Source organism: Pseudonocardia zijingensis, from assembly GCF_042657305.1.
In the GTDB taxonomy this organism is placed as follows: Bacteria; Actinomycetota; Actinomycetes; order Mycobacteriales; family Pseudonocardiaceae; genus Pseudonocardia; species Pseudonocardia zijingensis.
The window spans coordinates 61,955-72,653 of record NZ_JBHSKO010000033.1 but is presented as its reverse complement, the minus strand read 5'-3'; the positions used below and the strand labels follow the sequence as shown (position 1 = coordinate 72,653).

Below are 10,699 nucleotides of genomic sequence, written 5' to 3'. Positions count from 1 at the left end.
TCCACAGCGCGTTCCTGGTGGCGGCGTCGTTGTCGCTGGCCGCGATCGCCGGCGCGTTCTTCGTCCGCGGCACGGCGTCCGGGGAAGTGCCCGCCGCGCACTGATCCAGCTGCTTTCGCACGAACGGTTCGGGCAGCGGCAGTACTGTTGCGCCGCCTCGCGTGATCCCGGCGGACCCGCGGGCCATTCATGATCCCGTTGTGTCCTCTGGGGGTTGACGCATCCGTGGTTGACGCGATCTACGACTTCGTCGTCGTGGGCGGTGGGACGGCGGGTTGCATCCTCGCCAACCGGCTGTCCGCCGACCCCGCCACGCGGGTCCTGGTTCTCGAGGCGGGCAAGCCCGACCACGCCTGGGACCTGGCGGTTCAGCTGCCGCTCGCCATGGGCGTCCCGGTCGGGAGCAGGTGGCACGACTGGCGCTACACCGGCGCTCCGGAGCCCGGGCTGCGGTCACGGCGCCTCGAGCACCCACGGGGGAAGGTGCTCGGCGGTTCGAGCAGCATCAACGGGATGCTCTACACCCGGGGCAACCCGGCCGACTTCGACCGGTGGGCGGTGGAGACCGGCACGGACACGTGGAATTACGCGCACTGCCTGCCCTACTTCCGCAGGCTCGAGAACTGCATCGGCGAGATCGACGACACCCGCGGCCGCGGTGGCCCGCACACCCTGATGCGTTCCCCGGCGGACAACCCCATCTTCCAGGCGTTCTTCGCGGCTGCGGAACAGGCGGGCCACCAGGTTCTGCCCGATCTCAACGGGGCCCGGCAGGAGGGCTTCGGCCCGTTCGACCAGGGGGTGCGGGGCGGTCGCCGCGAGAACGCCGCCCGCGCCTACCTGCACCCGGTGCGGCGGCGGCGCAACCTCGAGGTGCACACCCGGGTGCACGTCGCCGGGATCGCGTTCGACGGCACGCGGGCGGTCGGCGTCCGGTACCGGCGCGGGCGGGGCGAGCCGGTGGTGGCGCGGGCTCGCGAGATCGTCCTCGCCGCGGGCGCGGTCGGCTCGCCGCAGCTGCTGCAGCTGTCCGGTGTCGGCAACAAGACGGAGCTGGAGGCGCTGGGCGTCCCGGTCGTGCACCACCTGCCGGGGGTCGGCGAGTCCCTGCAGGACCACCTGGCCGTGCACGTCCAGCACAGCGGCATCGCGCCGGTGTCGCTGGCCGCGGTGCGCAACAAGGCCCGCTGGCCGGGGATCATCGCGCAGGCGCTGGTGCGCGGCACCGGCCCCGGCACCTGGAACCCCATGCAGGCGGGCGGGTTCGTCCGCAGCTCGGTGGCGGGCGGCCACCCGGACGTCTTCTTCGTGCTCGCCCCGCTGCTGCTGCAGAGCGAGGAGGCGTCGTTCCCCGTCGACCAGCACGGCTACCAGCTGCACGTCGAGGTGGTGCGCTCGGAGGCCCGGGGGAGCGTCAAGATCGTGTCGCCGGACCCGTCGGCCCACCCGGTGCTGCAGCTCAACTACCTCACCGGCGCCGACGACCGGCCCCGCTGGATCGACGCCGTGCGGCTGGCCCGCGAGGTGCTGGGGCAGCCCGCCATGGCGGCACTGGGCGGCTCGGAGTGGCTGCCCGGCACCGCCGTGCGCACCGACGACGAGGTGATGGAGTGGGTGGCGCGCACCGGGCGCACCGGCCTGCACCTGTCCTGCAGCGCCCGGATGGGCACCGACGACGGTGCGGTGCTGGACCCGGCCACGATGCGCGTGCGCGGCCTGGACGGGCTGCGGGTGGTCGACGCGTCGGCGATGCCTTCGATCACCAACGCCAACACCTACGCGCCGACGATGATGATCGCGGAGAAGGCCGCCGACCTGATCCTGGGCAACACCCCGCTGCCGCCCGATCAGCGCACCGAGCGGATCCGGTAGACCAGCACCGCGCCCGCGGTCTCGACGGCGGCCGCCACCAGGTAGAGCGCCGAGTACCCGCCCACCGCGGTGACCACCGGTGCCGCGATCGCCGGGGCGAGGACCTGGGGCAGCGAGCTGGCGACGTTGAGCACGCCGAGGTCCTTGCCGCGGTCGTCCGCCGTGGGGAGCAGCTGGGTGAGCAGGGCGAAGTCGACGGCGCTGTAGGTGCCGAAGCCGATGCCGAGCGCCACGGCGGCCGCGATCGCGCCCGGCCACGTCGGCCACACGGAGATCAGCACGGCGGCACCGGCCATCACCAGCGCGCCGCCGGTGACGAACACGCGGCGCCGCCCGAGCCGGTCCGAGCAGGTGCCGGCGACGACGACCGAGCCGAGCATCGCCGCCGAGTAGATCGCGGTGAGCGCGAGCACGCCCGCGGCCGGGTCGGCCAGCCCCACCACGTCGTCGAGGAAGAAGAACAGGTAGAGCAGCACGACCGCGTTGCCCAGGTTCACGAGGAACCGGGTGAGGAAGCCCCAGCCGAAGTCGGGGTGGCGCACCGGGTTGATCCAGAACCCGCGCAGGAACTCGCCCCACCCGCGGGCGGGGGCGGCCGGGTGCCGGTCGGGTGGCCCCACCAGCACGAAGGGCAGGCTGAACCCCAGGGCGGCGAGCGCGCACAGGACGTACCCGACCTCGGTGCTGCCGCCGAGCACCGCGAGCCCGGTGCCGGTGCCGACCCCGACGATGAACGCGAGGCCGAGGTACCCCGCGGCCGTGCCGCGCTGCGCGGCGGGCACCTCGTCGGGCACGGCGGCGCTGAGCGCCGCGAGCGGGGCGTTCAGCAGGACCTGCACCGCGCACCACCCGAGCACGACGAACGGCACGGCCGGCGCCGCGGCGAGCAGCGCGATCGCGACGGCGCCCGCCCCGAAGCCGACCGCGATCCAGGGCCTGCGGCGCCCGAACCGCGAGCGGGTGCGGTCCGACAGCGCCCCGAACAGCGGGTTGGCCACGAGCGTGCACACCGCGCCCGCCGCGAGCACGAGGGCGAGCGTGGCCTCCTTGTCGGCGGGCGCGAGCGCCTCGACCTGCTGGGGCAGCAGCACCTGCAGCGGCCCGAAGAGCCCGGCGTACAGCCCGATCCAGGCGAGCGAGAACCGGACGACCCAGCCCACCGACACCCGCTGCGACGGCTCGACGAGGTTGCCCGGCGTCATCGCCACCCCGCCATCGCCTCCCCCCGACCGGCTGTCGAACGCGAGGATACGGCCGGGGAGGCGGCTCAGCCGGTCGTGACGGCGGTGCGGAGCGCCTCGGCGGTGTGATCCACCTCGCGTCCGTTCACGATCACGGTGGGCGTCGCGTTGACCCCGGCCTGCGAAGCCGCGTCGGTGACCGACCGGGACCAGTCGGCGTACCGGCCGTCCTGTACGCAGGCGCCGAAGTCGGCACCTGCGCCCGCCTGCGTGCCGAGCGCGACGAGCTGATCGTCCGGCAGGCCGGAGCCGCCCTCGGGCGGCTGGTGGGCGTAGAGCAGCTGCGCGAAGCGGGGGAGCACCCCCGCGTCGGCGGCGCAGCCCGCGGCCGCGGACGAGCGGCTGGAGTACCGCGTGCTGGAGAAGCGGTTCAGGTACGCCACCGGGTGGTAGACGACCTCGGCCTGCCCGGACGCCACGAGCTGGTCGATGGTGGCGGCCGTGCGCTGCTCGTACTGCGCGCACGCCGGGCACTGGAAGTCCAGGTAGAGGTCGATCGTGGCCGGCGCGCCGGGATCGCCCACCGTGACGCCCTCGGCGGTGGCCCCCGCGGGCAGCGCACCGTCGCGCGCCCCGGCGCGGTAGACGCCGAACCCGACGGCACCGGCGAACAGCACCAGCACGACGACCGCGGCGACCGTGAGGGTCGACGGGCCGCCGCGCCGGACGGCGGGGGTGGGGCGGCGAGGCATCAGGAGGGCTCCTTGGTGACGTGGCGGGCCGTCAGGCCGTCGAGGGAGAACCGCCCGGTGGGCCACCGGGCGAGGAGGAGGGCGAGCACGAGCAGCGCGGCGTCGCGGGCGAGCTCGATCCCGTACGTGGGGTCCTGCCCCGCGGCGAGCTCGCCGCCGGACCCGAAGCAGCCGCAGTCGATCCGCAGCCCGCGCGCCCAGGCGGACGCGATCCCGACGACGAACCCGAGCATGAGCACCGCGGAGACCACCGCGGCGGCCCTGACCCCGGCTCCGGCGACGAGCAGCACGCCCAGGAGCAGCTCCACCAGCGGCAACCCGGCCCCGACGACCTGCGCGGCCGTCTCGGGCAGGAGGCGGTAGGCGCGGACGGCGCGCACGGACGCGTCCAGATCGGTGATCTTGGACGCGCCCGCGGCGAGCCAGACCCCGCCGAGCAGGAGCCGCCCGGCGGTGCCGAGCCAGGGGAGCAGGGCCGCGGGGCGGGACGTGGTGACGAGAGGCATCACCCCGAGTGGTCGCTCGCGCGCCGCCCCCGGTTCCCGCGATCGCGGGGAGCCCGGTCAGGCCGCCCGGTGGTGTGCCGTGGCCCCGCCCGCGAGCCCGTCGCGGCGCACGCCGTCGCTGCCGAACGCGCGGTCCTCGGAGCGGGCGCCGAACCCGGGCGGCTGGTCCTCGGCCCGGCCGCCGCCGTCGTGGCCGAACCTGCTGTGCAGCAGCAGCAGGACGAGGCCCGCGACCACGGGCAGGTGCCCGGCGAGCCGGCCCACCTCGACGTGCCCGGCGAGCAGGTCCATGGCACTGAGGGCCACGAGCAGCGCCACGAACGCCCCGATCACCGGCACCAGGCCGGCCGCCCGGCGGCGGGCCCCGGCGGCGGCGAAGGCGAACGCCACCCCGAGCGCGAGGTTCCAGGCCGCGCTCTCGTGGGAGAAGTGCGCGATGCTGGCGCCCGCCAGGTGCCCCGGGCCGGCTCCGGCCGCGGCGACGATCCCGCTCAGCGCCAGTGCCAGCTGACCGACCGCGAGCACCGCGAGGGCGGCGCGGACGGTCTCGCGGGCGAGCGCGCGCCAGGTGCGCCGGGGCGGATCGGCCGGTTCGGCGCGGGACTCGCCCGCGTCGAGCGCGTCCAGGAGCCCCGGCAGGACGTCGGGGAGGTCCTCGGCCGGCCGCAGCCGGGTGAGCCGGGTGACGTGCGCCGCCCGGTCGGCGAAGGTGCGGCAGGCGGCGCACCCCTCGAGGTGCCGGTCGACCGCCCCGGCGTCGGCGCCCGACACCCCGGGGTCCTCCCCGTCCAGCCGCGCCGAAATCGCATCCCGGCAGTCCTCGCAGCGCATGTGTCTATGGTCGCAACGACCGCCCCCGCGGTTCCCGCGCCCGCCCCTGGCTACTGTGAGCGCCATGGCCGAGCGACCGGACGACGAGCAGGTCACCGGGTGGGCGCTCGCGGCGGGCCGGGGCGACCGCGCGGCGCTCGCGGCGTTCGTCCGGGCCACGCAGCGCGACGTGCTGCGGTTCGTTTCGCACCTCGCCGATCCCGGGCAGGCGGAGGACCTCGCGCAGGAGACGTACCTGCGGGCTGTCGGCTCCCTGCCCCGGTTCGAGGCCGCGGCGTCGGCGCGCACCTGGCTGCTGTCGATCGCCCGGCGCGTGGCCGCTGACGCCGTGCGCGCGGCGGGCCGTCGGCCCCGCACCACCGCGGTGGGCGACTGGGACGCGGTGGCGCTGACCGAGCGCACCGGCGCGGTGCGCCGCGCGGGCGAGGAGGCGGTGCTGCTCGGGCAGCTGGTGGCCGCGCTGCACCCCGACCGGCACGAGGCGTTCGTGCTCACCCAGGTGCTCGACCTGAGCTACGCGGAGGCGGCCGAGGTGTGCGGGTGCCCGGTGGGCACGATCCGGTCGCGCGTGGCCCGCGCCCGCGAGGACCTGGTGCGGGCCCTCGGCGACACCCCGGCCGACGGTGGGCGGCGCCAGGCCCGCTGACGCGCCTGATGCAACCGATGGTCCGGACGTCGGTGTCCCTCGGTACGGTCGCCCGGTGGCGACCAGGCTGACCAGCAGTGATCTGACCGGCACCGACATGACCGCGCGCTTCCGGGCCCTGCACGTGCCCGGCGAGCCGTTGCTGATGCCCAACCCGTGGGACGAGGGGTCGGCGAAGGTGCTGGCCACGCTGGGTTTCGCGGCGCTCGCCACCACGAGCAGCGGGTTCGCGGCCACCGCCGGTCTGGTCGACGGCGCGGCGGGCGCCACGAGCACGCTGGAGCACGCGGCGGCGGTGGCGCTGTGCGTGGACGTCCCGGTGTCGGCCGATCTCGAGGACGGGTGGGGCGACGACCCCGGCGAGGTGGCGAGCACGGTGGCGGAGGCTGTGGAGATCGGGCTGGCCGGGTGCTCGATCGAGGACTACAGCGTGGGGGCCGAACCGGAGATCCACGACATCGGGCTGGCCGTCGAGCGGGTCGAGGCCGCGGCGGAGGCTGCGCAGCTGGGCCGGGGGCTGGTGCTGACGGCGCGGGCGGAGAACTTCATCCGCGGCAACCCCGACCTCGGCGACACGATCGAGCGGCTGCAGGCCTACCAGGAGGCCGGTGCCGAGGTGCTGTACGCGCCCGGGCTGGTGGAGCTCGGCGACATCCGCAGCGTGGTGTCGTCGGTCGACCGGCCGGTGAACGTGCTCCTCGTGCCGGGGATGGCGCCGCTCGAGGAGCTGGCGGAGGCCGGGGTGGCCCGCATCTCCGTGGGCGGTTCGTTCCACGCCGCAGCGATGGGGGCGCTCGTGCGCGCCGCGCGCGAGTGGAAGGACCACGGCGCCGGCGAATTCCTCGAGTTGGCCCGGGAGGGTCGCGAGGTGATGACAAAAGCATTCCGCCTCCACTAGAAACTGGTAGAAATCGCTATAGCAAGTCCGCCGCTCGGCGCGGTCGAGTGATGCAAATCACGATTGAGTGATTCTCCGAGTGTCAGGTCGTTGTGAATGGCCGGTTCCCGCATAGGCTGACCGCCGCCTCACGACGATCTTGCTCAGCGGGGTCGTCGCGGGTGCCCTGTCCCTCGCGCAGAACGGATGACGCCCGTGCGACTCGCGCCGTTCCTCACCGTCCTCGCTGCACTGGCCGGGCTGTCCGGGGTCGTGGCACCACCCGCCGCGTCGGCGGCCCCCGCACCCGCGCAGGCGGAGGAGCCGTGGCGGCTCAGCGGTGACCTCGCGGCGCACGACCCGGGGCTGGTCGCGGGCGGCGGGGGCGACGACTGGTACGTGTTCGGCACCGGCGAGCCGGGCAAGGGCGGGGGCAACATCCAGATCCGCTCGTCGGCGGACGGGCACGACTGGACCTACGAGGGCACGGTCTGGGACGAGATCCCGGAGTGGATCACCGAGGCGGTGCCCGGGGTGAAGAACCTCTGGGCCCCGGAGGTCTACGAGGCCAACGGCATGTACTACCTGTACTACGCGGCCTCCACCTGGGGGAAGAACGGCTCGGTGATCGGGCTGGCCACCAACGAGACGCTCGACCCGGCCGACCCGGCCTACGAGTGGGTCGACCGCGGTGAGGTCATCCGCTCCGAGCCCGACGACGACTACAACGCGATCGACCCGGGCATCGTCGAGGACGGGTCGGGCACGCCGTGGATGGCGTTCGGCTCCTACTGGAGCGGGATCAGGATGGTGAAGCTGGACTGGCCGTCCGGCAAGCTCGCCGACCCCGACAAGGAGCCGCTGCACATCGCGGACCGCAAGGCGGCGCCCAACGCCATCGAGGCGGCCTACATCGTGAAGAACGACGGCTACTACTACCTGTTCACCTCGTGGGGGCAGTGCTGCCAGGGCGTCGACAGCGACTACAAGATCATGGTCGGGCGCTCGAAGAAGGTCACCGGGCCCTACGTCGACCGGGAGGGCCGCAAGCTGCTCGAGGGCGGCGGGACCACGGTGCTCGTGGACGAGGGCGACCGCGTCGGGCCGGGCGGGCAGTCCGCGTCCGACGACGTGATCGCCTACCACTACTACGACAAGTCGGACGGCGGCGCGCCCAAGCTGGCCATCCAGACGCTGGTGTGGGACGACGAGGGCTGGCCGGAGCTGCAGAAGAGCAAGGCCTGACCTCAGGCGGCGGAAGCGCTGTACTGATGGCGTGATGTCGGTGCAGCGCTGCCCGGTGGTCGTGGGCCGGGCGGGCGAACTGGCGCTCGTGCGCCGGCTGGTGGCCGCCGCCGCGGCCGGGCGCGGGGGCGCGCTGGTCGTGCTCGGCGAGGCCGGCGTGGGCAAGACCCGGCTGCTCGACGCGGCCGCGTCCGCCGCGGCCGAGGCCGGGTTGCCCGTGCTCGCCGGCCGGGCGGTGCAGGGCGGGGGCAGCTACCGGGCTATCGCCGAGGCGGTGGTCCGCAGGCTCGACGCGCCCGGCGTGCGGGCGTCCGCCGCCGTCCGGCCCTACCTGCCGGCCCTCGACGCCCTCGTCACCGGGGGTGCGGGCGCACCGGACGGGGTGCCCACCGCCGACCCCGCCGTCGTGCTCGGGGAGGGCGTGCTGCGCGTCGCGGGCGAGCTGGCGTCCACCGGGTGCCTGCTGCGGCTCGAGGATCTGCACTGGGCCGACGAGGACACGCTCGCCATCGTCGGCTACCTCGCGGCGGCCGTCGCGGACCGCCCCGTGCTCGTGGCCGTGTCGTGCCGCGACGAGGCGGCGGGTGCGGCGGTGGCCGCACGGCTGCGCGCGCTGCCCGGGGCCACCACGGTGCGCCTGCACCGGTTGGGGGAGGCCGACGTCGGCGCCCTCGCGGCGGCCTGCCGCGGCGGGCGGCCGTTGCCCCCGGAGGAGGTCCGGCACCTCTACGAGCGCTCGGACGGCCTGCCGTTCCTCGCCGAGGAGCTGCTCGCCGGGAGCGACCGGGAGGTGCCGCCCTCCCTCGCGGCGCTGGTCGACGGGCGGCTCGCCGCCCTCGACGAGGCCGGTCGCACCGTGCTGCACGCCGCCGCCGTGCTCGGCCCCGACCCGGACTGGCAGCTGCTCGCCCAGGTCAGCGGGGTGGGGGAGCCGGGTGTCGTCGGCGCGCTGCGCCGGGCCGTCGACGTCGGGCTGGTGGTCCGGGCGGACGGCGCAGGCCTGCGGTGGCCGCACGCCCTCGCCCGTGACGCCGTGCTCGCAACCCTGCTGCCCCCGGAACGTGCCGCGCTCTCCGCCCGGGCCGCGGACGTGCTGGCCGCGCGCGCCGGGCCCGACGACGAGCCGATGGCCGCGCAGCTCTACGTCGACGCGGGCCGCCCGCGCGACGCGGCCGCCGTACTGCTGCGGCTGGCCCGGCGCGCGGCCGACCGGGGTGCGCTGCACTCGGCGGACGCGCTGCTGGCCCGCGCCGCGGCCGCCGCACCGGGGCCCGGGACCGCCGCCGAGATCGTCGGCGAGCGGGTGAGCGTGCTGACGCTCGCCGGGCGCGCCGACGAGGCGCTCGCGCTCGGCGCCGCGCACGTCGACGCCCTCACCGGCGACGCCCACGCCGAGGTGTGCCTGCGGCTCGCCCGCACGGCCGTGACCGCGGCGCGGTGGAGCACCGCCGAGGAGTACGTGGAGCGGGCGGGACGACCGGACGATCCGCGCTCCACCGTGCTGCGCGCCGACGCCGCGTTCGGCGCCGGACGCACCGACGAGGCCGCCGCGCTCGCGGAAGAGGCGGTGGTGGTGGCGGAGCGCTCCGGTGCACCGGCCGTGCTCTGCGAGGCGCTGGGGGCGGCCGCGCGGACCCGGTGGCAGACCGACCTCGCGGCGGCCGGTGCAGCCTACCGCCGGGCCGCGCAGGTGGCCGCGGAGCACGGCCTCACCCCGTGGCGCGTCACCGCGCTCTTCGGCACCGGGATGCTCGAGGTGCTGGACGACGACGAGATCCCGACGCTGCGCCGTGCCCGGGAGCTCGCCACCGACGCCGGGATGCTGGCCCAGCTCGCCGCGATCGAGCTCATCGCGTCCGACCACGCCCTGCACACCCGCGGTCCGGGCCCGGCGGAGGAGCTGGCTCGCCGCGCCGCGGACGCCGCCGACCGGCTCCGGCTGCCCCAGCTGCGGGCGCAGGCGCTCGTGCAGGTGGCGGCCTACCGGGCGGCGGGCGGTGACGCGGCCGGGGCCGCCGCGGCACTCGCGGCCGCGGGCGACGGGGAGTCGGGCGCCAACCCGTTCCGGGGATTCACCACGGCGATGGCGCCGTTGCTGGAGCACGACCTGCGGCGCGCGGTCGCGGAGATGGACCCCACCGTGCCGCTGGTGAAGCGCGACCGGGGGATCGTGCTGCTCAGCCCGATCGGGCTGTGGCTGCTCCTGCGCACCGCGGCCGACGACCGCGTCGCCGAGGCCCGCGCCCAGCTCGCCGCCGTGGCGGGCGGGCTGTCGCGCCCGATCCGGGCGAGCCTGCGCTACGCCGACGCCGTGGCGGCCGGGCGGGCCGGGCGCCCGGCGGACGCGGCCGCCCACCTGGACGCCGCCGACGCCGCCCTGGCCCGCAGGCCGTGGTGGCGACGGCTGCTGCGCCTGGTGGTGTGGGAGTGCGCGGCCGCCGAGGGCTGGGGCGACCCCGTCGCCGGGCTCCGTGCCGACCTGGACGCCCACCACCAGGCGGGCGACGCCCACCTCGAACGGGCGTGCCGCGACCTGCTCCGCCGCGCCGGGGCACCCACCACCCGCCGCCGCGGCGGCTCCGTCGTGCCGCCGCCGCTCGCCGCGCTCGGCGTCACCGGCCGGGAAGCCGAGGTGCTCGCGCTCGTCGCGCGGGGCCTGACCAACGCCGAGGTGGCGCAGCGGCTCGTGCTCTCGCGGCGCACCGTGGAGACCCACGTCGCGAACCTGCTCGCGAAGACCGGCGCGGCGAGCCGCCGGGACCTGCGGAGATGGGCCTGACCGTGACCCG

At 76.1% G+C, this 10,699-nt stretch carries 9 protein-coding genes; 5 read left to right on the top strand and 4 right to left on the bottom strand.

Features of this window, described 5'->3' with window-relative positions:
* Positions 1-225 precede the first annotated feature (225 nt).
* Positions 226-1,872, top strand: a complete 1,647-nt coding sequence (locus ACFPL3_RS37915) for a choline dehydrogenase (protein ID WP_343940959.1) — start codon at positions 226-228, stop codon at positions 1,870-1,872.
* On the opposite strand, the gene ACFPL3_RS37910 is transcribed toward ACFPL3_RS37915, so the two are convergent.
* From ACFPL3_RS37910 to ACFPL3_RS37895, 4 genes are all read right to left on the bottom strand, one after another.
* Positions 1,848-3,074, bottom strand: a complete 1,227-nt coding sequence (locus tag ACFPL3_RS37910) for an MFS transporter (protein ID WP_343941088.1) — start codon at positions 3,072-3,074, stop codon at positions 1,848-1,850. The two genes, ACFPL3_RS37915 and ACFPL3_RS37910, sit on opposite strands and share 25 nt — an antisense overlap.
* Positions 3,075-3,139: 65 nt before the next feature.
* The gene (locus ACFPL3_RS37905; protein WP_343940958.1) at positions 3,140-3,805 is read right to left on the bottom strand and encodes a thioredoxin domain-containing protein; all 666 of its coding nucleotides are present in this window, start codon (positions 3,803-3,805) and stop codon (positions 3,140-3,142) included.
* Positions 3,805-4,311 carry a MauE/DoxX family redox-associated membrane protein gene (locus tag ACFPL3_RS37900; protein ID WP_343940957.1) on the bottom strand — a complete coding sequence of 169 codons (507 nt, stop codon included), beginning with the start codon at positions 4,309-4,311 and terminating at the stop codon, positions 3,805-3,807. Before ACFPL3_RS37900 ends, ACFPL3_RS37905 begins: the two co-directional genes overlap by 1 nt.
* 57 nt (positions 4,312-4,368) lie before the next feature.
* Complete coding sequence (locus ACFPL3_RS37895) at positions 4,369-5,142, bottom strand: zf-HC2 domain-containing protein (RefSeq protein ID WP_343940956.1); 774 nt, start codon at positions 5,140-5,142, stop codon at positions 4,369-4,371.
* A 64-nt stretch (positions 5,143-5,206) separates the two neighbouring features.
* On the opposite strand from ACFPL3_RS37895, the gene ACFPL3_RS37890 reads away from it, so the two are divergent.
* From ACFPL3_RS37890 to ACFPL3_RS37875, 4 genes are all read left to right on the top strand, one after another.
* Positions 5,207-5,788, top strand: coding sequence for a sigma-70 family RNA polymerase sigma factor (locus tag ACFPL3_RS37890; protein ID WP_343940955.1), 582 nt, complete (start codon positions 5,207-5,209; stop codon positions 5,786-5,788).
* A 55-nt stretch (positions 5,789-5,843) separates the two neighbouring features.
* On the top strand, positions 5,844-6,686 hold the full coding sequence (locus ACFPL3_RS37885; RefSeq protein WP_343940954.1) for an isocitrate lyase/PEP mutase family protein: 843 nt from the start codon (positions 5,844-5,846) through the stop codon (positions 6,684-6,686).
* 186 nt (positions 6,687-6,872) lie between these two features.
* The gene (locus ACFPL3_RS37880; RefSeq protein WP_343940953.1) at positions 6,873-7,910 is read left to right on the top strand and encodes an arabinan endo-1,5-alpha-L-arabinosidase; all 1,038 of its coding nucleotides are present in this window, start codon (positions 6,873-6,875) and stop codon (positions 7,908-7,910) included.
* Between the two features lie 34 nt (positions 7,911-7,944).
* Positions 7,945-10,689: a helix-turn-helix transcriptional regulator gene (locus ACFPL3_RS37875; RefSeq protein ID WP_379590612.1), complete on the top strand. Its 2,745-nt coding sequence runs from the start codon at positions 7,945-7,947 to the stop codon at positions 10,687-10,689.
* Positions 10,690-10,699 lie beyond the last annotated feature (10 nt).

Coding starts and splice junctions, on each gene's coding strand:
- ACFPL3_RS37910 (WP_343941088.1), bottom strand. CDS start 3,074: ATGACGCCGGGCAACCTCGTCGAGCCGTCGCAGCGGGTGTCGGTGGGC.
- ACFPL3_RS37905 (WP_343940958.1), bottom strand. CDS start 3,805: ATGCCTCGCCGCCCCACCCCCGCCGTCCGGCGCGGCGGCCCGTCGACC.
- ACFPL3_RS37900 (WP_343940957.1), bottom strand. CDS start 4,311: ATGCCTCTCGTCACCACGTCCCGCCCCGCGGCCCTGCTCCCCTGGCTC.
- ACFPL3_RS37895 (WP_343940956.1), bottom strand. CDS start 5,142: ATGCGCTGCGAGGACTGCCGGGATGCGATTTCGGCGCGGCTGGACGGG.
- ACFPL3_RS37890 (WP_343940955.1), top strand. CDS start 5,207: ATGGCCGAGCGACCGGACGACGAGCAGGTCACCGGGTGGGCGCTCGCG.
- ACFPL3_RS37880 (WP_343940953.1), top strand. CDS start 6,873: ATGACGCCCGTGCGACTCGCGCCGTTCCTCACCGTCCTCGCTGCACTG.
- ACFPL3_RS37875 (WP_379590612.1), top strand. CDS start 7,945: ATGTCGGTGCAGCGCTGCCCGGTGGTCGTGGGCCGGGCGGGCGAACTG.